This is a genomic window from Stenotrophomonas sp. TWI602 (assembly GCF_039674045.1).
Lineage (GTDB): Bacteria > Pseudomonadota > Gammaproteobacteria > Xanthomonadales > Xanthomonadaceae > Stenotrophomonas.
Genome location: NZ_JBDJMT010000001.1, coordinates 183,131 through 204,144, shown reverse-complemented (window position 1 = coordinate 204,144; position 21,014 = coordinate 183,131). Strand labels below are relative to the sequence as shown.

Here is a 21,014-nt window from a genome sequence, read left to right as displayed (position 1 = left end):
CTGCCGTCAAACCCGCGATACGCCGGCACAGCCACCCATGGGGTGGCTCTACCCGTGGGTGGTGCAGTCGCAGCTGCCCCATCCGCGCGTCTTCGCGGTCTGGCCGATGCCCGGATTGAACGCATTGCTCGGATCCAGCTGCTGATAGAACGCCGCCAGCGGCGGCTTGGCCGGATATAGATGGCCGACGTTGTGTTCGGCTGGATACTCGGCACCGCGTGCATCCAGCAGCGTCCACATCGCGTGCTCGATGGCTAGCGGATCCTCGCCCTTGCGCACGATGTAGTCCTGATGGAACACATGGCACAGGAAGTGCCCGTAATACAGTTTGCCAGCCAGGCGTGCGTCGAGTTCCGCCGGCAGGTGTTCCACCCACTGGCGGTCGTCGCGTCGCAGTGCCACGTCCAGGGCCACGATGTCTGCGACCTCGCCGCGGTGCACTTCGCGATAACGCACGGCCGCGCCGGCCACGGCGAAGCGATGCAGGAACGCCTTGCGCCCCTCCTCGGCCGTGCACTGGAAGAAGTCGCCCTCGCCATCAGCGAAGTGGGTGCGCAGGAAGGTTCCGGTTGCGGCGGCATCCTCCGCCGAGACCTTGAGCAGCAGATGGTGCTCGTAACGGTCACGGAACTGGCCCATGCGCGTGGGCAGATGGCGTGGCAGGCAGCGCATCGCCCACTGGATCACCCGGTCGGTGACCCCGCGCAGGCCCAGGCTTTCGAACCAGCCATCGACGCGGCTTTTCAGCGCGAACGCGGCCGGCACCCGGGCCGTACCGAAGCGATCGATGAGCAGGAAGGTGTCCTTGCCATAGCGCTCGCCGATGTCATACGCCTCGCGGTGCAGGTACTCGCCGGAGATCGGCAGGCGTTCGAACGCGGTCAGCAGATGGCGGCGGATCGCGGTCAGATCCTCCATCGCGTTGCTGCCGATGTAGAACACCTCAGCCGGCTCGCGCGCGAAGGTATCCAGCCGCACCGCGAACACCGCCAGCTTGCCGGCCGAGCCGGAGGCCTCGTAGTGGCGGGAAGGATCGGCGTTGTAGCGGGCCGGCGTGGCCGCATCGACCTGGCGCACCTGCTCGGCATACCGCGGGTCGGAGGCGGCGCGGTCGTTGCCGTTGTCCACGTCGGCCGGCACGTAGTCGCCGCGCTGCAGCCGCTCCAGGATCTGCTCGGGGGTGTCGCCCAGCGCGATGCCGAGATGATTGACCAGCTGCAGCTGGCCGTGGGCATCGACCTGGGCGAACAACGCCATCTCGGTATAAGCCGGGCCGCGCCGCACCAGCGAGCCGCCGGAGTTGTTGCAGACCCCGCCCAGCACCGAGGCACCGATGCACGACGAGCCGATCACCGAGTGCGGTTCGCGGCCCAGCGGCGCCAGTTCCTTCTCCAGCCGGTCCAACGTCGCCCCGGGCAGGCAGACCACCTGGCGGCCCGCGTTGATCAGCTGCACGCCGGTCAGGCGCAGCGTGTTGAGGATGACCACCGGACGGTCATAGTCGGCACCATCCGGCGTGGAACCGCCGGTGAGGCCGGTGTTGGCCGCCTGCATGATCACGATCGCGTTGGCCGCCACGATGGCCTGCAGGGCGCGCCACTGTTCCAGCAGCGTGCCCGGGCGGACCACCGCCAGCACGGGGCCATCGCCGAAACGGTAGCCCTTGCGAAAGCGCCGGGTCGGCTTGTCGCCGCACAGCACGTGTGCATCGCCGACGATCGCGCGCAGCTGCGCCAGCAGCGCTGCCGTGCCCTGGGATGCGGCGTTCATGGGGCGGCCGCGAGGCGACGCGTGGCGTCCACCAGCGAATCGGCACTGATATCGGCGATGGTCCTGGCGCCGGTGAGCGTCATCGCCACGCGCATTTCCTTGGCCATCAGGTCCAACAGGTTGGCCACGCCGGCCTCGCCCTGCGCCGCGAGCGCATACACGAACGCCCGGCCAAGCAGCACGCTGTCTGCGCCGAGGGCAATCATGCGGACCACGTCCAGACCGTTGCGGATGCCGGAGTCAGCCAGGATCTTCAGCTCTCCCTTGACCGCATCGGCGATCGCTGGCAGCGCCCGCGCGGTGGACAGCACCCCGTCCAGCTGGCGACCGCCGTGGTTGGAGACCACGATGCCGTCGGCGCCGAACCGCACGGCATCGCGCGCATCGTCCGGATCGAGGATGCCCTTGATCACCATCGGGCCGGTCCAGAACTCGCGGATCCATTCCAGGTCCTTCCACGAAATGGACGGATCGAAGTTGTTGCCCAGCCAGCCGATGTAATCGGCCAAGCCGGTCGGGCTGCCACGGTAGGTGGAGATGTTGCCCAGGTCATGCGGGCGGCCGAACAGGCCGACGTCCCACGCCCAGCGCGGGTGGGTCATCGCCTGCAGCATGCGCCGCGCCGGCGCGTTCGGGCCACTCATGCCCGAATGCGCATCGCGGTAACGTGCGCCCGGCGTCGGCATGTCCACGGTGAACACCAGCGTGGTCACGCCGGCCGCCTTGGCCCGCTCCAGCGCATTGCGCATGAAGCCGCGGTCCTTGAGCACATACAGCTGGAACCACATCGGCCGGTCGATCGCTGGCGCCACTTCCTCGATCGGGCAGACCGAGACGGTGGACAGCGTGAACGGAATCCCCCGGCTCGCCGCCGCCCGCGCCGCCTGCACTTCACCGCGGCGCGCGTACATGCCGGTCAGCCCGACCGGCGCCAACGCCACCGGCATCGCCAGGCGTTCGCCGAACAGCGTCGTTTCCAGGCTCAGATCGGACATGTTGCGCAGGATGCGCTGGCGCAGCGCGATGTCCGACAGATCCGCGACATTGCGTTTCAGGGTGTGCTCGGCATACGCGCCGCCATCGATGTAGTGGAACAGGAACGGCGGCAGGCGGCGTTGCGCCGCTGCGCGGTAATCGGTGGAGGCGGAGATGATCATGGGTCAACCGTGGGAAGAAGGAAGCCGCGACGCGCGGGCGCGCCGGGCTTCGTTGTCGTCGAGCGTGCGCAGGGACGTGTGCACGAATTCCAGGTGCGCGTGCGCGGCGGCACGCGCGCGTTCGGGGTCGCCGGAGAGCACCCCCTCCATCATCTCGCGGTGCTGGACCGACAGCGGCTCAAAGGTGCGGGCCGAGGTATAGAGCTTCTCGCGGCTCTGCGAGATGTTGGTCTGCAGCAGTTCGAACAGGCCGCGCATGACCTGCAGCAGTACCAGGTTGTGCGAGGCCTCGGCGATGGCCAGGTGGAAGGCTGCATCGGCCCGTGCCTCACCGGCGGGGTCGTCCTTGCCGTGCGCGGCCATCATGGTGTCGAAGGCCTGGCGGATCTTCGCGCGGTCCTCGTCGGTGGCGCGCAAGGCTGCATGCCAGGCGGTCGCCCCTTCCAGTGCATGGCGGATCTCCAGCACATCGAAGCGGTATTCCGGGTCACCCTGGAACAGCGGCAGGTACGGCATCAACGGCTCATCGATGGTCTGGCGGGCGCGGGCCGCCGGCTCGCTCACGTAGGTACCGCCGCCGACCCGTGCACTCAGGAGGCCCTGGCTGGCCAACTGCGCGATCGCTTCGCGCAGCGCGGTGCGCGAGACCCCCAGCTGCACCGCCAGTGGCCGCTCGGCCGGCAACCGGTCGCCCGGCTGCAGGTTCTGCTCACGGATCAGGCCACGCAGCTGCGCGGCCACCTTGTCGGACAGGCGTTCGTTCTTCATGCCGCCATTGTCGCCCGCGTGGCGGGCGATGGGGTCGATGCCAGTAGCCGGACTGCCGCGCATGGGCTCAGGGAATCATCCAGGTCAGCCAGTAGGCCTGCACCGTGGTGAGGATGCCGACCATCACGGTGAAGATCAGGCTGTGCTTGACCGTGAAGCGGAACAGGTCCGATTCCCTGCCGGCCAGGCCGACCGCCGCGCAGGCAATCGCGATCGACTGCGGCGAGATCATCTTGCCGGTGACCCCGCCGGTGGTGTTGGCCGCGACCAGCAGCACTTCGGACACGCCGATCTGCTGGGCCGTGGTCGCCTGCAGCGCCGAGAACAGCGCATTGGACGAGGTGTCCGACCCGGTCAGGAACACGCCCAGCCAGCCCAGGAACGGCGAGAAGAAGGTGAAGGCCTTGCCGGTGTGCGCCAGGGCCAGTGCCAGCGTCGCCGACAGCCCGGAGTAGTTGGCGATGAAGGCGAACGCCAGCACCATGCCGATGGAGTAGATCGGGACCTTGAGTTCATTGGCGGTTTCAGCGAAGGTGCGCAGCGCCGCGGCCGGGCGCATCTTCAGCAGCACGATCGCGATGACCGCGCCCAGCATGATCGCCGTGCCGGTCGCCGAGACCGCATCGAACCTGTAGATCGCCTCGTACCCGGTCGGCACCGGCACGATCGGCGGCATCTTCTGTACCAGCTGATCCAGCGACGGCACCGGAATCTTCAGCACCCAGTGCTCCAGCGCGCCACCGGCGGCGAACAGCGCTTTGAATGGCGGGATGCTCCAGATCGTGACCATGGCGGTCAGGATCAGGAACGGCGACCACGCCTTGACGATCTGGCCGGTGGAATGGCGCGGCGCTTCCAGGGCCTGGGCCGCGGCTTCGGCGCTGGTTTGGGTATCGAAGCGGAAGATCCGCACCGGCTTCCACCTGCGCAGGAACAGGGTCAGGCACACCAGCGAGGTCAGCGAGGCGGTGATGTCCGGCAGCTCGGGGCCGATGAAGTTGGAGGTCAGGTACTGGGCGATTGCGAACGAACCGCCGGCCACCAGCACCGCCGGCCAGGTTTCCTTGACACCGCGCCAGCCATCCATGATCGCCATGATCCAGAACAGCACGATGAGGGTCAGGAACGGCAGCTGGCGCCCGGCCATCTGGCCGATCTCGAAGGCGTCCAGTCCGGTCACCTGCCCGGCCACGATGATCGGAATGCCCATCGCGCCGAACGCCACCGGCGCGGTGTTGACGATCAGGCACAGGCCGGCCGCATACAGCGGCTTGAAGCCCAACCCGACCAGCAGCGCGGCGGTGATCGCCACCGGCGCACCGAAGCCGGCCGCCCCTTCCAGGAACGCGCCGAACGCGAAGCCGACCATCAGCATCTGCAGGCGCTGGTCTTCGGTAACCGAGAGGATCGAGGCGCGGATGATGTCGAACTGGCCGGTCTTGACCGAGACCTTGTACAGGAACACTGCGCCCAGAATGATCCAGGCAATCGGCCACAGGCCATAGACGAAGCCATACCCGGCCGCCGCGAATGCCTGCGACAGCGGCATCCGGTAGAACAGCAGGGCGACCGCCAACGCGATCGCCACGGTGATCGTGCCGGCCAGCCACCCCTTCATGCGCAGTACGGCCAGCGCGACGAAGAAGAAGGCGATCGGCAGCAGCGCGATCAGGCTCGACAGCCAGAGGTTGCCAGCGGGGTCATACAGTTGTTGCCAGGCCTGCATCGGCGGATCTCATCAAGACGGACAGGGGTCCGCGCGGTCAGCACCGCGCGAACCAAGAACGCTCAACGACGACAATTGGTATTACCAACATACATGTCAGTCGTTGAAACTGCCCGCATTGAAACGCCAAACGCAAGCCGAGCCTATTAGACCATAGGTCTAGGCCCGCCTATTGGTAGTACCACTTAGCAGCCGCAGTCGTTCGAGCGGCCTTTGAGCTCGACCGAGTTGCCATCCGGATCGCGCAGGCGCAGCGACAGACCGTCACCCTCCGCGCCGTAGTTGCGCTCGGCCGGTCCACTCAGGACCACGTTCAGCCCCTGCAGATGCGCGCGCACCTGTTCGGCGTCGAACGGCTCCACGCGCAGGCAGACATGCTCGACATTGCGCCCTTCCCGCCCAGGTGCTGCGCCACCTTCGCGCCCCAGCGGGCCGTCGACACTGATCAGATCGATCAGCGATTCGCCGGCATGCAGATGCACCATGCCCAACGAGGGCCGCTCGCGGGCGACCGTGCAGCCCAGGACGTCGCAGTAAAAGCGCACCGCGCGTGGGAGATCCTGCACGCGCAGCACCACGTGGTCGATGCGCTGGATCTCGAAGGGACGTTCACTGCTCATGACGACTCCAGTTTTTTAGCGATACGGCTGAACACCACCAGCACGATCAGGCACAACACACTCACCCCGATAGCGATCACGTACTCACCGATGCCGACCGCGATACCGATCGCCGCGGCCATGATCAGTGAGCTGGCGGTGGTCAGGCCGCTGACCTGATCGTCGCGCGAACCGCGCAGGATCGTACCGGCGGCGACAAAGCCGACGCAGGCCACCACGGCTTCGATGAGACGGACCGGATCGACCTGCAGCAGGTCGCGGTAGCGCTCTTCCTGGAAGTGCTCGGCAATGCTGTCACCCAGCCCGACAATGAGGGCGGCAGCACCGGCGATCAGCATGTGCGTGCGCAGCCCGGCCGCATGCTTGCCCATCTCCCGCTCGATCCCAAGCGTGGCGCCGAGCAGCATTGCCACGGCGATCCGCAGCAGGATTGATAGATCTTGTTCCAGTCCCATCTGCACCTCTCATCCGGCAATGGACGGAGCGTCGCAGACAAGGGCGTCTGAGGACCGTGAAGCCAACGGCAGGCCCCGGTGAGCCTGCCGTCGCGGGGCTTACTGCGCCAGGTACCCGCCATCGATGGCGTAGTACGTGCCGGTCGCAAAGCTGGCGTCCGCACTGGCCAGCCAGGCCACCAGCGCAGCGACTTCCTCCGGCGTGCCGAGCCGGCCGAGCGCGTGCTTGCTCTCCAGCGCCTGCTTCACCTTCGGGTCCATCTTGTCGAGCAACGGCGTGGCGATGAAACCGGGGCCCACGGCGTTGATGCGGATCTTGTCTGCGGCGTGTTCCCACGCGGCCGTCTGGGTCAGCCCGACCACACCGTGCTTGGCAGCCGCGTAGGCGGAGGAGTTGCCGAACCCCACCTGGCCCAGAATCGAGGCCATATTGATGATGCTGCCCCCGTTGCCCGCGCTGCCCGCGCTGCGCATTGCCTGGATCTGCGCCCGCTGGCACAGGAACACGCTGTTGAGATTGACGTCGATGACGTTCTTCCAGCCGTCCACCGGGTAGTCGCCGCTGGCCGCCGACGGCCCGCCGATACCCGCGTTGTTCACTGCGATATCCAGCCCGCCGAGTTCCTCGACGGTCTGCTTCACGGCCGCTTCAACGGCGCTCTCGTCGGTGACGTTCAAGGCGATGCCGATCGACTTCACGCCTTTCCTGCGCAGCGCCTCGGCAGTCTTCTCCACGGCATCGGCCTTGAGGTCCCACACCGCCACCGCCGCGCCGGAATCGGCCAGCAGTTCGGCCACGGCCAGGCCGATGCCGGAGACGCCGCCGGTGACAATGGCGACCTTTCCCTTGAGTTGATAATCAATCATCGCGTTGTTCCTCGGGTTGGAATAAGGCTGCGGGCAGTGCCTGCCCATGCCTCGACCATACGCCGCGAAAACGTTACAGAACGTGCACAGCGTGCTCCGCAACAATCCTTCCCATCGCTGCAACGCACCTGCGCCTATGCTCGGGGTCGTACGCCTGCCTCCCTTCTTTCAGCGGCCGATGGCGGTCGCCCTCCCCCAAGGTAAACCCATGACAGACTCCAATGACGGCCAGTTGTTCTCCCCCACCCGTCTGGGGGCCATCGACGTCGCCAACCGCGTCGCGATGGCACCGCTGACACGCAACCGCGCGATCCACGACCGCATCCCCAATCCGCTCGCCATCCAGTACTACGAGCAGCGCGCCAGCGCCGGCCTGATCATCGCCGAGGCCACCCAGATCAGCCCGATGGGCCAGGGCTATCTCGACACGCCCGGCATCTACAGCCAGGCCCAGATCGACGCCTGGAAGAAGGTCACCGATGCGGTGCATGCACGCGGCGGCAAGATCGTGCTGCAGTTGTGGCATGTCGGCCGCATCTCGCATACCAGCCTGCTGCCCGAGGGCGAGGTCCCGGTGGCACCGAGTGCACTGCGCGCCAATGCCAAGACCTTCACCGCCGAGGGCTTTGAAGATGTCTCCGAGCCCCGCGCCCTGCGCCTGGATGAGATTCCCGGCCTGATCCAGGACTTCCGCCAGGCCGCGCGCAACGCGATCACCGCCGGCTTCGATGGCGTGGAAGTGCATGCCGCCAACGGCTACCTGATCGATCAGTTCCTCCGCGATGGCAGTAACCAGCGCACCGACGACTACGGTGGCAGCATCGAGAACCGCACCCGTCTGCTGGAGGAAGTGGTCCGCGCGATCGTCTCGGAAATCGGCGCCGACCGCACCGGTGTGCGCCTGTCGCCGGTGACACCGGCCAACGACGCTGCCGATTCCAACCCGCAGCCGCTGTTCGAACGCGCCGTCGAACGCCTGGATGCCATCGGCCCGCTGGCCTTCATCCATGTGATCGAAGGGGCGACCGGTGGCCCGCGTGACAACATCGCCTTCGACTACGCCGCCCTGCGCGCCAAGTTCAAGGGGGCCTGGATCGCCAACAACGGCTATGACCAGGCACGCGCGGAAGCGGCCGTGGCGTCGGGCTATGCCGACATGATCGCGTTCGGCCGCCCCTTCATCGCCAACCCGGATCTGGTCGAACGCTTCCGTCTCGGCGTAGCGCTGTCCGACCTGGACCAGGACACGCTGTACGGCGGCGGTGCGCACGGCTACACCGATTACCCCAGCGTTTCCGGCTGATCCGCGCGCGGTTACGGGTCGCGCATCGCATCGGTCACATCGCCGCCGGCAAGCACCGGCAGCAGCGCCCGGGGCAGCGTGCAGGGGCGCGTGGGCACACTGTCCACCCGCCACCCGCGCCCGAGCAGGATGCCCTTCCCCTTCGAGGGCGGGCCATTGCCGGGTGCCGGACAGCTGATGTCACTGAGCAGCACCTGTCCGTCGCGATCCAGCCATTGCCGGACGAAGTACTCACCCTCGGCAAAGCGCATGGTGCCGAGATTCAACAGCGTCAGCGGCTGACTCTCCACGCCCCCTTGCCAGGTGGACTGCAGTTCCACGCCGCTGAACAGCAGGCGTCGTCGCAGCAGCACCTGATGGTTGGCATCCAGCAGGACCAGTTCCTCATCGCCCCCGTCCAGATAGCGGCGCGTCCAGGTGCGGTCCGCGCCCCAGGGCAGGATATCGAAGCTCTCCGACGGCGCCGGTTCGCTGCCATCGGCCAGCATCATGCCCAGCTTTCCGTCCCGGCGGAATACCACCCGGCTACCGTCCATGCGCACCACATCGTCGACGGGACGACCCACGATACGGCCACGCTCGAGGTTGTACAGGTGCTTGACGCCGGCGGCCTGCTCCCGGAGCAGCAGCAACGGCGGGGTGACGTGGTTTTCGTCGATGGCCATGTCGGCAGGCACCGTGTAGGCCGTGCGTCCATCCCACCACAGGCGCGGTGAAGATTCGCTGCCAAACCTGCCGAGCAATCCAGTGCCGACGGCGTCGAACCGGGTCACGTCTGAAGGCGCGAACACGACCTCGCCATGGCAGTCCAGCACCGCTGCGGTCTCGGTCTGGGTGGGATGGCGCACGCGCCACGGCGGTGCCTGCCGCTGTTCGGCATCGGGTTCGTCGAGCACCGCTGCCAGCGCGGCCGGGGCGGCGGTGGGCGGGTGGGCGCCCTCCTTGTCCAGCACCTGCCAGCGGCCACCGCAGTAGTCCAGGCGGACGGCGCCACGCTGTGCGGCAAAGTGTCCGTCGGCCATCAGCCAGCCGGGCTCGGGCGTGTCGTCGGCGCTGCCGGTAGCGTGCCGATAGACCTGCTCGGGCCAGTCGCGCCGGCCTGCGGTACCGCCGTACTGTCGGTAGCGGGGATACAGGCCATCCTGCCGATAGCGGGCGATGTCCGTCGCCCTGCCCTGTGCATCCACCCGCCGCCACAGCTCGCCCTGACGCAGCCACCAGCCACCGTCGCTAACCGGCAACAGCGCGTCGATGTCATCGGAAAACACCGTCGTGCCGTTTTCATCCCGCACCTCGCAGTGCTCAGGCACCTGGACACTGCACGCAACATACACGTGGCGGCCGGCGAAGGGCCCGGCCACCCACTGGACCTGTCGCTCGTCCAGTTCCATGACCGGGCGCCCCTGCAGGTCATGGAAGCGCAGCGGACCACTGCGCGCGTTCCACAGCACGCGATCGGGTACCGCCAACGGTAGCCATTCGCCATCCTTCAGTGCCGGCAGGCGCACCTGCCCCAGCGCATCCACGACGCCCCGGCCACCGACCGCCTCACCATCCGCCTGGATGAACGCCTCCCACACAGGATCACCGGGTGGGGCCTGCCGCAGCACGAACCGTTCGTGATACTCGGTGTAGCCGCGGTCCTCGCGCAGCAGGCGTCCTGCATCGTCGTACCACTGCTGCGGCGTAGTGGGGCCCTGCGCGCGCATCCAGCGGTCGGCGGACAGCCGATGCATGCGCGCACCATTGGGGGGCACCAGCAGACGGCCATCGACGGACACCAGCGCCTCGGCGCCGAAACTGTTGCCCAGCACGGTGAACGACTGCGCGGGCGCGCCGCCTGCCAGCGACATCAGCGCGCCGACCACGAACATCCTTTTCATCGGTCATATCAGGAAAAGCGGAGCTGCACGCTACCGCCTGTCCACGGACGATGCAATGCAACCGGAGCGGCCCCGCACGCGGCGTGCCAGCGCAGCCGCGAGGGAAAGCAGGCTGTGTCCGCTCAGTACACCGGCAATGAAATGAAACTGGCCTGCTGCGGCGCGTGCCAGATCTGCTGCGTCGCCTTCTGGTAATCGCCCGGCTTGGCCAGGTAGATATTCGGCACGAACGTCTGCGGATTGCGGTCATACAGCGGGAACAGGCTCGACTGCACCTGCACCATCACCCGATGGCCCGGCTGGAACACATGGTTCGCCGTTGGCAGACCGAATCTATAGTCCAGCACCTGGTTGCTCGCGATCGCCTTCGGGTCGCTGAAGCTCTCGCGGTACCGGCCACGGAAGATCGCCATCGAGACCGACAGCTCGTACCCGCCCATCTCGGGCGTCGACGGCGTCTGGTCGGGATACACATCGATCAGCTTCACCACCCAGTCGCTGTCGCTGCCACTCGTCGCCGCCTGCAGATTGACCTGCGGCGCACCACCGATCCGCAGCGGCTCGGTCAAGGGCTCACTGACGAAGGTCAGCACGTCCGGCCGGCCGTCCACGAAGCGCTGATCCTTCACCAACCAGCTCGTCCACATATCGCGGTCAGCGAACCGCACCGGGCGCGGCACGAACGGCACCGGCTTGGCTGGATCGGACACATACGCCTCGAACGTCGCCTCTCCCGCCTGCGGTGCTTCGAAGGACAGCTTGCCGCCCGCGCGCAGATACAGCGGCCTGGATTGGGCCACGCTGCGCGGCCACTGCTGCAGCTTGTCCCACTGGTTTTCGCCGGTGTTGTAGATCAGTACCGGCGGCGTCTGCGCCTTGGGCGCGCCATCCACGAGGTACTGATCGAAGAACGGCTTGAGCACATCGCGGCGGAACTGCAGCGCGGTGTCGCCGTCGAACTTCAACGGCCCCAGGCTGCTGCCGTCATAGTTGACCTGGCTGTGCCGCCACGGCCCCATCACCAGATAGTTCAGCGTGTTGCCGGTGTCACGCGGCTCCATCGCCGCATAGCTGTGCACCGCGCCCCACATGTCTTCCTGGTCCCACAGCCCCTGCAGCCACATGGTGGGTACCTTCAACTCGGTCTTGGCCATGCGCGCGTCCAGCGCCTGCTCCTGCCAGAACGCGTCGTAGGCCGGGTGTTCGATCAGCTTGTGCCACCACGGCAACTGATCCAGGCCATTGGCCTTGGCGTAGTCCCCGGCCGAGCCGGCGCGCAGGAAGGTCGTGTAGTCGTCGTAGCCCACGCTGGGAATCGACGGCCCCTTGCCGCGCCTGGCCAGCTGACCGGTGAAATAGCCGAAATTGACCTGCCGGAACGCACCGTAGTTGAGCCAGTCATCGCCCATCCAGCCATCGATCATCGGGCTCTGCGGCGCGGCCACCTTCAATGCCGGGTGCGGGTTGGTCAGCGCCATCACCACGGTGAAACCCTCATAGGACGAGCCCAGCATGCCGACCTTGCCGTTGCTTTCGGGCACATGCTTGACCAGCCAATCGATGGTGTCCCATGCGTCGGTCGCGTGGTCCACCTTCGTGGTGTTGAGCGGCCCGCGCAGCGGCCGGGTCATCACATAATCGCCCTCGGAGCCGTACTTGCCGCGGATGTCCTGGAACACCCGGATGTAACCGCCATCAACGAACACCTCATCCCCCTGCGGCAGGATGTCGCGCATGTTCGGCGAATCCATGCGCTTGGCACGGTTGGCGGCATCGTACGGGGTACGGGTCAGCAGGATCGGCGCGTTCCTGGCGCCCTTGGGCACCACGATCACCGTGTAGAGTTTCGTTCCGTCACGCATCGGCACCATCACCACGCGCTTGTCGTAGTTGTCCTGCGCCGTGGGCGTCACGAAGCCCTTGGCGGGAATGTCCGGGGTCATCGGCGAGGTCTGCGCCGACACACTGGCCGCAACCATCAGACTCAACAACGCAACTGGCAATACACGCACACGCATGGGGCTCTCCCGGCAGTGATGGCAACTCCCGCAGCCTAGCGCCGCAGGCGCGGCCCCGGTAGATGCCGATCGGCCTGTTCCGTGGCCGTTTCGCGCATTCAGCTGCCAATCACCGTTTCGTGCAAAGCCTGCCAGCGCAGCGTGCCGTCCGGGCGGCTCACGAGGACAGCCAAGGCCTCACGTCGATGGCCGGTGCCATCCGCACCGATCTGATCCTCGCGATAGCGCACCGCGCAGGCGGCTGGCGCGAGCGGCAGGTACTGCAGTGCATCGACCGTGATCCGCAACCCGGGCCGGCTGCCATGGGCGGCGGCGAAGAAGCCGGCCAGCGCGGGCGTGTCCAGGCGGACGCCACGGATCCCGACCATGCTGAAGTCCTCGCTGAAGTGGGCCAGCAGTGTGTGCAACGCAGCCACCGGCGAGCGCCCGGTGAACCAGTCTTCGATCAGCACATGCAGGTCATGGATCTCGTTGAAGGCAAGCGTGTCATTCATGGGGAGGTTCTCAAGGCAAGGGAAGACGCCGGCAGGCGCCATAGCAGAAGCATCGGCAGCAGGCTCATGGCCGCCGCCAGCATCAGGGTGAGCGGGAACGCGTGCGCTGGCAGCACGGACGACAGCACTGCCAGCACACAGGCCAGCAGCGCGGCGGCCAGACAGAAACTGAGTTGACGGTTGAGATTCCACAGCGCACTGCCCGGCAGCAGCTCCGCGTCCGCCAGCCTCTGGAACGCGAGCGTCTGTGCGCTGCTGCTGCACAGGCTCCCGCCCAGGCCCATCAGTGCGAAGGCCAGCACCGGCAGCCACGGCTGGCTGGCCTGTATGCCGATCAACAGCGCGATGCCGACCGCCTGGCATCCCATGCCGGCCGTCAACAGCGGGCGCGCCCCGATGCGTGGCAGCCAGTGTCGTGTGGTGGCGATGGCGCAGGCCGAGGCGATCGCCCACGGCAGCATGAAGCCGCCGATGGCCGCGGCGCCGTAGCCCTGGCGATGCAGCAGCAGCGTGGCCACCAGCTGGGTGCCGATGAACGTACCGGGCACCAGCAGATAGACCAGCATCGCCAGCCGCAGCGAGGCATGCCGCAGCAGCGACCACTGCAGGACCGGATGATCCGTACGGCGTGCACTGCGGGCATACAACGCCAGCACCAGGGTGGCGGCCACGAGCAGGCCCGCGCCCAGCATCCACTGCCCCGGCTCTGCCAGCAGGCTCAGCGCGACCAGCAACACGCTCAGGCCCAGTGAGCCGAGCAACAGCCCGCGACGGTCCAGCGCAGGTACGGCCACCGGCGCACGCGGGCGTACCCACGCGGCCGCCAGCGCGAAGGCCACCATGGCCAGCGGCACACTGACCAGCAGCACGCCGCGCCATGAGCCCCACTCCACCAGCACACCGCCCAGTGTGGGCGACAGCGCCGGCACCAGCAGCGCCACCGCCATGATGCGGGCGGTCAGGCGCGCGCGGTCGGCCGGTGGGCATTCGCGGTAGGCCATCGCCTGCCCGACCGGAATCAGCAGTCCGCCGCCCAGCCCCTGCAGCAGCCGCCAGCCGATCAACCCCTCGATGCTGGCCGCGGTGCCCGCCAGTACCGCGCCCACCGTGAACAACGCCAGCGAGACGCACAGCACCCGGCGTTCGCCAAGACGCGCCGCCAGCCAGCTGCCCAGCGGAATGACCAGGGTCAGACCAAGCATGTAGGCATTGCCGATCCACGCCAGCTGGGGCACGGACGCGTGCAGCTCGGTGGCGATGGCCGGATACGCGACGGTACCGATGAACATGTTCACCAGGTCCAGCGAGAATCCCAGCAGGTACAACGTTTCCACCCTGGCCCGGTATGTCATGCGGCGCTCCGATTGCGAGGCGGCAGCATGCGCGTTGGCGGCGGCTGGATATACAGGCAACCGGATGCAAGACTGTCAAACCTTTTTTGACAGTTAGAGCGCCGCCATGGTCAGCCTGGACCGCTTCGAGACCTTCAAGGCGATTGTCGACGCCGGCAGCCTGACCGCTGCCGCGCAGCGCCTCGGCCAGAGCCGCGCCGTGGTGAGCTTCAACCTCAAGCGACTGGAACAGGAACTGGGCGTGACGCTGCTGGTGCGCAATACGCGCAGCCTGGCGCTGACCGAGGCCGGCGAACGCTTTTACCAGCACTGCACTGCCCTGTTGACGACTGCCGAGCTGGCGATCGAGGAGGCACGCAGCGAACAGCTGCAGCTGCGTGGCACGCTGCGGCTGACCACCACGCCGGAGTATGCGATCGCCCGGGTCGTGCCGGTGCTGGAATCATTCCGCGCCCTGCATCCGGAGCTGCGCCTGCACCTGTCCACCTCACCGGCGCCGGCGGACCTGATTCCCGAGCGGTTCGATCTGGCGATCCGGTTGGGGCGCCTGCAGGACTCGCAGCTGCGCGCGACCCTGCTGGACGAACACGCGCTGTGCGCGGTCGCCGCGCCGTCGTTGTTGTCCACGCTGCCCGATGATGCCGCGCGCGATGACCCGGACTGGATCCGCACGCTGCCACGATTGGGGTATCCGCGCCTGGCGGATCTACCGCTGGTGGCGCCCGATGGCAGCGACCAGGTGTTTGCCTGCAACCCCGCCCATGCGGTGGTTACGGTCGACAACGCATCCACGCTGCGCGCCTTCGCGCTGGCCGGGGCCGGCGCGACCGTGTTGCCGCAGTGGTTGATCGATGACGATCTGGCGCAGGGCCGGCTGCTGCCGATCCTGCGCCGTCATCGCTTCCCGCGCCAGGGCGTATATGCGGTGTTTCCGAACACCGCCCAGCCCTCGCGCCGGGTCCGGCTGCTGCTGGCGCACCTGCGCGAGCACCTGCCGGGGTGAGCGGTGGCACGACCACCGGTCGTGCCCTACCCCGTAACGCGCGTTGCGTCCGATCCGCGGCCGGTACCGCCCGTGGGTCGGTACCGGCGCGTTCGTCAGCTCAGCGGACGACCTGCTCGGCCAGCTGCAGCGGCACGCGCTGCACCGGTGCATTGGCCGCGCGCGAGAGCTGCACTTCGTACTGCCCACCGGCGATCTTCCACTGCTTGGCGGCGGTATCGAAGCTGGCCAGCGTCTTTGGCTCGGCTTCGATGCGGATCCGGCGGCTTTCGCCCGGCTGCAGCGTCACCTTCTGGAAGCCGATCAGGCGGATCGGAGTGGTGCTGCCCTGCGGCAGCTGCAGGTACAGCTGCGGCACATCCGCACCGGCGACCTTGCCGGTGTTGCGCACGTCCACGCTGGCGACCACACGCTGGCCTTCCACGACCACCTGCAGGTTGTCGTAGCCGAAGCTGGTGTAGGACAGGCCATGGCCGAACGCGTACTGCGGGGTCAGGCCCTTGGCGGCGAACCACTTGTAGCCGACGTTGGCGCCTTCGATGTCGTAATCGATGGTGTCATCCGGCTTGTTCTTCGGGTTGAAGCCCAGGCCATTGACGTGCGGGCGCGGCAGCTGGCTGACATCGGTCGGCCAGGTCACCGGCAGGCGACCGGACGGATTGACCTTGCCGGTCAGCAGCGCGGCGATGCCTTCACCGCCCCGGATGCCCGGGTACCAGGCCTGCAGGATGGCCGGCACCTGCTGCAGCCACGGCAGCTCGACCGGACCATTGGTTTCCAGCACCACCACGGTCTTCGGGTTGGCCTTGGCCACACCGGCGATCAGCTTGTCCTGGTTGTCCGGCAGCTGCATGTGCGGCAGATCGACCGATTCGGCCGACCACTGCGTGGCGAACACGATGGCCACATCGGCGGCTGCGGCAGCGCGCGCGGCGGCGGCCACATCGCGGCCATCCACGTAATCGATGCGGGCATCCGGACGCTCGGCGCGCAGCGCTTCCAGCGGCGAGGACGGGTGGAAGATCACCGGGCCCGGCCAGGTGGTCGGCATCACGCCCGGCACCGCATTGGTGCCCCGCGCGGTCCAACCCACCATCGAAGAACCGCCGCCGCCGATCACGCCCTTGTCGGCATGGCCACCGATGATGACGATGCGCTGCACGTCCTTGCCCAGCGGCAGCAGATCATCGGCATTGCGCAGCAGCACGCTGCCTTCTTCAACGGTACGCTGCGCGGCGTGGAAGCCGGCCTCATCGTCGATCGGCTCATGCACCGGCGGCAGATCGAAATTGCCGTGCGCGAACATGGTGCGCAGGATGCGGCCGACCATGTCGTCCAGGCGCGCCTGCGGCACCACGCCACCGGCCACGGCCAGGCGCAGCGGTTCGTCGAAATAGACCGCCTTGTCGAACACTTCACCGGCCGACTGCTGGTCCAGGCCGGCCAGCGCCGCCTTGGAGCCGCTGTGCACGCCACCCCAGTCGGACATCACGAAACCGGGGAACTTCCATTCCTGCTTGAGCACCTCGTTCATGAGGTAATCGTGTTCGCAGCCGTAGGTGCCGTTGATGCGGTTGTACGAGCACATCGCCGAACCGGGCTTGCCGATGTCCATGGCGATCTCGAACGCCAGCAGGTCCGATTCGCGCATCGCCTGCTCGCCGATCTCGGCACTGTGGAAATTGCGCGAGGTCTCCATGTCGTTGAGCGCGAAGTGCTTCATCGTGGAGATGACGTGCTGGCTCTGCACGCCGCGGATCGACTCACCGACCAGCACACCGGCCAGCAGGGGATCTTCACCGGCGTATTCGAAATTGCGGCCATTGCGCGGATCGCGCTGCAGGTTGACGCTGCCGGCCAACAGGATGTTGAAGCGCTGCTGCCAGGCTTCGCGACCCATGGTGGCACCGCCAGCGAAGGCGATATCCGGGTTCCAGCTGGAGGCCGTGGACGGGCCGGACGGCATCGCGGTGGCGTGGTCGCCCTTGCGCAGGCCGCCCGGATTGGTCACGCCAACACCGGCATCGGCCGACTGCTGCGCCGGAATGCCCAGACGCGGGACGCCCGGCACGAAACCGGCCGAACCCACCGCGCCCTCCGGCAGCGGACCGCCATCCTTGCCCAGCCCGAAGTAGCTGTGCAGCATCTGGAACTTCTCATCCACGGTCATCTGCGCAACCAGCGCCTTGGCGCGGGCATCGGCGTTCAGGCCGGTGTCCATCCACGGCGTGTCGCCACCGACCGGCGCGGCATAGCCCAGGGTCAGCAGCGTGGCGGCGGTGGTGCCCTTCTTGCCGTCATGGGTGCGCAGCTTTATCGCCGCCGACGTGGCCGACTGGAAGCCATCGCTGAAGTAGCTTTCATTGGCTTCCAGCGCGACACGCGACGGATCGAAGCCCGCGGTGGTGGCCGCATCGGCGCTGACCGCGCCCAGCAGCACGGCCGGCGCGCCCAGGCGCGAACCGGTGACCAGCGGCGGCAGTGCCGCAGCATCGGCGGCGCTGGTGTACAGCGCGACCACGTGGCGGCCATCGTTGAGGCGCAGATAATTCAGCGACGGCTGCTCGGTGCCCGATTCGGCCTCGATCGGCAGGCGGGTGAGCACGACACTGCCGGTCTGCTGCGCGGCGGCCGGATCGGCGGTCACGAAACGATAGTGATAACCCAGCGCATCGGCCAGGCCCTGCAGTGGGTCCACGCGGTCCGCGCGGCGCTCCACGTTGCGCACGGTCACTGCATCGACCTGCAGCTGCTCCAGCTGCGCGGCGACCACGGCGGCGTCCAGGTCACCCGGGGTCTGTTCCAGGGTCAGCACGGTGAACGCGTCGGTGGTGGCGGCCGGGGCAGCAGCCCAGGCGGAAGCGCTCAGCGAGAGCGCGATGGCGGCCGTCAGGGCCAGGGGCTTTGAAATCGTTTTCATGAGCGGACGAAACACCTTTGCTTGCGCAATAAATCCAGGGAGTCTTGCCGCAGAAGGGTGCAGCGCCATGTCGGCGGGAACCACGCGCGGGCGCGCGGAACCGTTTACAACGCAAGGCGATGACGGCTACGTCCAGGCCCCTCCGCCCGTCGTGACAGCCGCACCACCCGGGAGCCCGTGACCGGCGCCCCACCCGGAAGAGTGGGCGAGCGTGTTCATGCCTGTCAACAGGATGCTTACATTTGAGACACCGCAACCCGCGCGAAATCAGGGTGACAGGGGCTTCATCACCCGGGTGTCGGCGCCCTCAACCACCTGCCCACGCTGGTCGCGCGGCTGCATCGGCGCCAACGGCAGCCCATCGCTGTCGGCTTGCAGCACCGAGCGTGGCTCGCCGGGCGCGAACAGGAAGGCCTCGCCCCATTGGCGCAGCGCCACCACCAGCGGGAACAGCGCGCGACCGCGCTCGGTGAGCACATATTCCTGATAGCTGCGGCCTTCGCCCAGCGGCTGCTGCGTCAGCACGTCCGCCTCCAGCAAGGCCTGCAGGCGCTGGCTGAGCATGCTGCGCGACATCCCCAGGCGGCGCTGGAAATCGCTGAAGCGGCGCACCCCGTCGAAGGCCTCGCGCACGATCAGCAGCGACCAACGGTCACCGACCAGATCCAGCGCGCGCCCCACCGGGCAGGGGGTAGTGGCATCGGTTGTCATGTGCGGCCTCCTTTCGAGGTTTCATTTTAGAACCACATACTCCAGAATCAACTGGTTCTGTTTTGAGACTGCATCATGCCGCTCCCTGCCTCCGCCTCGCGGGCATCCACCTCCCCGCTCCCCTCCGCCTTGCTGATGCTGTTCGCCTGCGCCGCCGGTTTGAGCGTGGCCAATGTCTATTACGCCCAGCCCTTGCTGGATGCCCTGGCCGCCGATCTCCAGATCAGTACGTCCCGCATCGGCGCGGTGATCGCCGCCACCCAGCTGGGTTCGGTGGCGGCGCTGCTGTGGGTGGTGCCACTGGGTGACCGCGTGGACCGCCGCCGCCTGATCGCGATCCAGACCATTGGCCTGGTGCTGGCCCTGCTGGCCGTCGCGCTGGCGGCGCAGGCCTGGAGTCTGTTGCTGGGCATGCTCGCAGTGGGCCTGCTCGGCACCGCGATGACCCAGGGGTTGATCGCCTATGCCGCCGCCGCTGCAGGCGTGCACGAGCGTGGCCGCGTGGTTGGTGCCGCACAGGCGGGCGTGGTGGTCGGGTTGTTGTTGGCACGCGTCGTGGCCGGCGCAGTCGCCGATCTGGGCGGATGGCGGGCGGTGTACCTGCTCTCGGCGGCGCTGATGGTGGTGACGGGCGCGCTGTTGTGGGCGCGTCTGCCACGGCTGCCGGCCTCGACTGCATCCACCGTACGCACCGGGTTGATCGCCTTGCTGCGGCAACAGCCCGTGCTGCGCCAGCGCGGCGTGCTGGGCCTGCTGCTGTTCACCGTGTTCGGCCTGTTCTGGAGCAGCATGAGCCTGCCGCTGGGCGCGCCGCCGTATGCGCTCAGCCACACCGCCATCGGCGCCTTCGCGCTGGTCGGGCTGCTGGGTGCGTTGGCGGCGGCACGCAGTGGGCACTGGAGTGACCGGGGCCATGCCGGGCGGGTCACCACCGGCGCCCTGTGGCTGATGCTGCTGAGCTGGCTGCCGATCGCCGCGATGTCCCACCACCTGGGCTGGCTGGTGCTCGGCGTGCTGCTGCTGGATCTGGCGGTGCAGGCGCTGCACGTGACCAACCAGAGTCGGATTCTGGCCGCAGCCCCGCACGCGCAGGCGCAGGTGATCGCCGCCTACATGCTGTTCTACGCTGCCGGCAGTGGGCTGGGGGCGCTGGCCGGCAGTGCGTTGTATGCCGCGTTCGGCTGGCCCGGGGTCTGCATGGCGGGTACCAGTGTGTCGCTGCTCGCGCTGGTGGTGTGGTGGGCGATGCCGGGTTATCACACCATCACCGGTGGTCATGAGCCCTGCCCGGTTCCGGGCGGATCGCGGCTCGATAATGACCGCTCACGTCCCGGAGCCGCCGCATGCCCCCACACCGCCACTTCGATCAACTCTGGCGCGACCGCAACGACACCTCCCGGCAACGCAGCCCGCGGGTGCTGATCCGGGTGTTCGTCGGCCCGGGCGAACTGGAAGCACGGGTGGCGTTCTACGAGCAGTTGCAGGGCCTGGTCGCCGATGCGGGCTTTCCGTTCCCCGAGGCCGGCCTGCGCCTGGCGATGGTCGGGGCATTCCTGCTGATCGAGGGCGCGCCGGACAAGCTGGCTCCGTTCACCTCCACCACCGGCACGCTGCTGGTGGATGACGTGCAGCCCTATTACGACCGGCTGGTGGCGGCCGGGGCGCAGATCATCTTTCCACTGCAGGTCGTGCCCACCGGCGCGGCCTTCAACGCCGTGCATCCGGACGGCACCGTGGTCGAGTACGTGCACCATCGGCCCGATCCGCAGGGGCGCTGAGTAGATCCTCGCCATGCGTGGATGCCCTCCATCACGCGCGTGGCCATCCCATCTGGCGCGCTGCCATTCCGCTCTCCTGAAGCATTCATCACCCTCAACCGGTTCGGAATCCGGCCGCCGAATTCGTTAGCATTTTTACTAATTGCGGGTAGGATTGTCGGTCTCAGCCTTTGACACGCGTGCTGCCGA

At 67.6% G+C, this 21,014-nt stretch carries 17 protein-coding genes; 4 read left to right on the top strand and 13 right to left on the bottom strand.

Annotated features, from left to right (window positions below):
* Positions 1-48: 48 nt before the first annotated feature.
* The 7 genes from dld to ABE483_RS00935 form a co-directional block, all read right to left on the bottom strand.
* A complete protein-coding gene (dld, locus tag ABE483_RS00965; protein WP_346480872.1) occupies positions 49-1,770 on the bottom strand; it encodes a D-lactate dehydrogenase in 1,722 nt (573 codons plus the stop codon).
* Positions 1,767-2,927 (bottom strand): FMN-dependent L-lactate dehydrogenase LldD, encoded by a 1,161-nt coding sequence (gene lldD, locus ABE483_RS00960; protein ID WP_313218585.1) that lies wholly within the window; start codon positions 2,925-2,927, stop codon positions 1,767-1,769. Before lldD ends, dld begins: the two co-directional genes overlap by 4 nt.
* A 3-nt stretch (positions 2,928-2,930) precedes the next feature.
* Positions 2,931-3,695, bottom strand: coding sequence for a transcriptional regulator LldR (gene lldR / locus ABE483_RS00955; RefSeq protein WP_313211437.1), 765 nt, complete (start codon positions 3,693-3,695; stop codon positions 2,931-2,933).
* A 67-nt stretch (positions 3,696-3,762) separates the two neighbouring features.
* Positions 3,763-5,421, bottom strand: coding sequence for an L-lactate permease (lldP, locus tag ABE483_RS00950; protein ID WP_313211438.1), 1,659 nt, complete (start codon positions 5,419-5,421; stop codon positions 3,763-3,765).
* Positions 5,422-5,606: 185 nt separating this feature from the next.
* A complete protein-coding gene (locus ABE483_RS00945; protein ID WP_313211439.1) occupies positions 5,607-6,041 on the bottom strand; it encodes a VOC family protein in 435 nt (144 codons plus the stop codon).
* The gene (locus tag ABE483_RS00940; RefSeq protein ID WP_313211440.1) at positions 6,038-6,496 is read right to left on the bottom strand and encodes an MgtC/SapB family protein; all 459 of its coding nucleotides are present in this window, start codon (positions 6,494-6,496) and stop codon (positions 6,038-6,040) included. The genes ABE483_RS00945 and ABE483_RS00940 overlap by 4 nt, the downstream gene beginning before the upstream one ends.
* A 99-nt stretch (positions 6,497-6,595) precedes the next feature.
* Positions 6,596-7,363, bottom strand: coding sequence for an SDR family NAD(P)-dependent oxidoreductase (locus ABE483_RS00935; protein WP_346480871.1), 768 nt, complete (start codon positions 7,361-7,363; stop codon positions 6,596-6,598).
* A gap of 208 nt (positions 7,364-7,571) precedes the next feature.
* On the opposite strand from ABE483_RS00935, the gene ABE483_RS00930 reads away from it, so the two are divergent.
* Positions 7,572-8,666, top strand: coding sequence for an alkene reductase (locus ABE483_RS00930; protein WP_346480870.1), 1,095 nt, complete (start codon positions 7,572-7,574; stop codon positions 8,664-8,666).
* An 11-nt stretch (positions 8,667-8,677) separates the two neighbouring features.
* On the opposite strand, the gene ABE483_RS00925 is transcribed toward ABE483_RS00930, so the two are convergent.
* The 4 genes from ABE483_RS00925 to ABE483_RS00910 form a co-directional block, all read right to left on the bottom strand.
* On the bottom strand, positions 8,678-10,549 hold the full coding sequence (locus ABE483_RS00925) for a hypothetical protein (protein ID WP_346480869.1): 1,872 nt from the start codon (positions 10,547-10,549) through the stop codon (positions 8,678-8,680).
* Between the two features lie 122 nt (positions 10,550-10,671).
* Positions 10,672-12,567, bottom strand: coding sequence for a CocE/NonD family hydrolase (locus ABE483_RS00920; protein ID WP_346480868.1), 1,896 nt, complete (start codon positions 12,565-12,567; stop codon positions 10,672-10,674).
* A 98-nt stretch (positions 12,568-12,665) separates the two neighbouring features.
* On the bottom strand, positions 12,666-13,061 hold the full coding sequence (locus ABE483_RS00915; protein ID WP_313218596.1) for a hypothetical protein: 396 nt from the start codon (positions 13,059-13,061) through the stop codon (positions 12,666-12,668).
* Positions 13,058-14,413, bottom strand: a complete 1,356-nt coding sequence (locus tag ABE483_RS00910; RefSeq protein ID WP_313212393.1) for an MFS transporter — start codon at positions 14,411-14,413, stop codon at positions 13,058-13,060. Before ABE483_RS00910 ends, ABE483_RS00915 begins: the two co-directional genes overlap by 4 nt.
* A gap of 106 nt (positions 14,414-14,519) precedes the next feature.
* Here ABE483_RS00910 and ABE483_RS00905 point away from each other — a divergent pair, with 106 nt between their 5' ends.
* The gene (locus ABE483_RS00905; RefSeq protein ID WP_313218599.1) at positions 14,520-15,416 is read left to right on the top strand and encodes a LysR family transcriptional regulator; all 897 of its coding nucleotides are present in this window, start codon (positions 14,520-14,522) and stop codon (positions 15,414-15,416) included.
* A gap of 100 nt (positions 15,417-15,516) precedes the next feature.
* Here ABE483_RS00905 and ABE483_RS00900 read toward each other — a convergent pair whose 3' ends face one another.
* Positions 15,517-18,336 carry a glycoside hydrolase family 3 C-terminal domain-containing protein gene (locus ABE483_RS00900; RefSeq protein ID WP_346480867.1) on the bottom strand — a complete coding sequence of 940 codons (2,820 nt, stop codon included), beginning with the start codon at positions 18,334-18,336 and terminating at the stop codon, positions 15,517-15,519.
* A 267-nt stretch (positions 18,337-18,603) separates the two neighbouring features.
* Positions 18,604-19,047 carry a helix-turn-helix domain-containing protein gene (locus ABE483_RS00895; protein ID WP_313212390.1) on the bottom strand — a complete coding sequence of 148 codons (444 nt, stop codon included), beginning with the start codon at positions 19,045-19,047 and terminating at the stop codon, positions 18,604-18,606.
* Between the two features lie 75 nt (positions 19,048-19,122).
* Here ABE483_RS00895 and ABE483_RS00890 point away from each other — a divergent pair, with 75 nt between their 5' ends.
* Together ABE483_RS00890 and ABE483_RS00885 are read left to right on the top strand one after the other, a co-directional pair.
* Positions 19,123-20,469, top strand: coding sequence for an MFS transporter (locus tag ABE483_RS00890; RefSeq protein ID WP_346480866.1), 1,347 nt, complete (start codon positions 19,123-19,125; stop codon positions 20,467-20,469).
* On the top strand, positions 20,391-20,825 hold the full coding sequence (locus tag ABE483_RS00885; protein ID WP_313212388.1) for a VOC family protein: 435 nt from the start codon (positions 20,391-20,393) through the stop codon (positions 20,823-20,825). The genes ABE483_RS00890 and ABE483_RS00885 overlap by 79 nt, the downstream gene beginning before the upstream one ends.
* Positions 20,826-21,014: the final 189 nt, after the last annotated feature.

What these genes read in the sequence shown, in the direction of transcription:
- ABE483_RS00920 (WP_346480868.1), bottom strand. Translation starts at nt 12,567, where the DNA reads ATGCGTGTGCGTGTATTGCCAGTTGCGTTGTTGAGTCTGATGGTTGCG.
- ABE483_RS00905 (WP_313218599.1), top strand. Translation starts at nt 14,520, where the DNA reads ATGGTCAGCCTGGACCGCTTCGAGACCTTCAAGGCGATTGTCGACGCC.
- lldP (WP_313211438.1), bottom strand. Translation starts at nt 5,421, where the DNA reads ATGCAGGCCTGGCAACAACTGTATGACCCCGCTGGCAACCTCTGGCTG.
- dld (WP_346480872.1), bottom strand. Translation starts at nt 1,770, where the DNA reads ATGAACGCCGCATCCCAGGGCACGGCAGCGCTGCTGGCGCAGCTGCGC.
- ABE483_RS00925 (WP_346480869.1), bottom strand. Translation starts at nt 10,549, where the DNA reads ATGAAAAGGATGTTCGTGGTCGGCGCGCTGATGTCGCTGGCAGGCGGC.
- ABE483_RS00935 (WP_346480871.1), bottom strand. Translation starts at nt 7,363, where the DNA reads ATGATTGATTATCAACTCAAGGGAAAGGTCGCCATTGTCACCGGCGGC.
- ABE483_RS00945 (WP_313211439.1), bottom strand. Translation starts at nt 6,041, where the DNA reads ATGAGCAGTGAACGTCCCTTCGAGATCCAGCGCATCGACCACGTGGTG.
- ABE483_RS00910 (WP_313212393.1), bottom strand. Translation starts at nt 14,413, where the DNA reads ATGACATACCGGGCCAGGGTGGAAACGTTGTACCTGCTGGGATTCTCG.
- lldD (WP_313218585.1), bottom strand. Translation starts at nt 2,927, where the DNA reads ATGATCATCTCCGCCTCCACCGATTACCGCGCAGCGGCGCAACGCCGC.
- ABE483_RS00895 (WP_313212390.1), bottom strand. Translation starts at nt 19,047, where the DNA reads ATGACAACCGATGCCACTACCCCCTGCCCGGTGGGGCGCGCGCTGGAT.
- ABE483_RS00900 (WP_346480867.1), bottom strand. Translation starts at nt 18,336, where the DNA reads ATGAAAACGATTTCAAAGCCCCTGGCCCTGACGGCCGCCATCGCGCTC.
- ABE483_RS00930 (WP_346480870.1), top strand. Translation starts at nt 7,572, where the DNA reads ATGACAGACTCCAATGACGGCCAGTTGTTCTCCCCCACCCGTCTGGGG.
- ABE483_RS00940 (WP_313211440.1), bottom strand. Translation starts at nt 6,496, where the DNA reads ATGGGACTGGAACAAGATCTATCAATCCTGCTGCGGATCGCCGTGGCA.
- ABE483_RS00915 (WP_313218596.1), bottom strand. Translation starts at nt 13,061, where the DNA reads ATGAATGACACGCTTGCCTTCAACGAGATCCATGACCTGCATGTGCTG.
- lldR (WP_313211437.1), bottom strand. Translation starts at nt 3,695, where the DNA reads ATGAAGAACGAACGCCTGTCCGACAAGGTGGCCGCGCAGCTGCGTGGC.
- ABE483_RS00885 (WP_313212388.1), top strand. Translation starts at nt 20,391, where the DNA reads ATGCCCCCACACCGCCACTTCGATCAACTCTGGCGCGACCGCAACGAC.
- ABE483_RS00890 (WP_346480866.1), top strand. Translation starts at nt 19,123, where the DNA reads ATGCCGCTCCCTGCCTCCGCCTCGCGGGCATCCACCTCCCCGCTCCCC.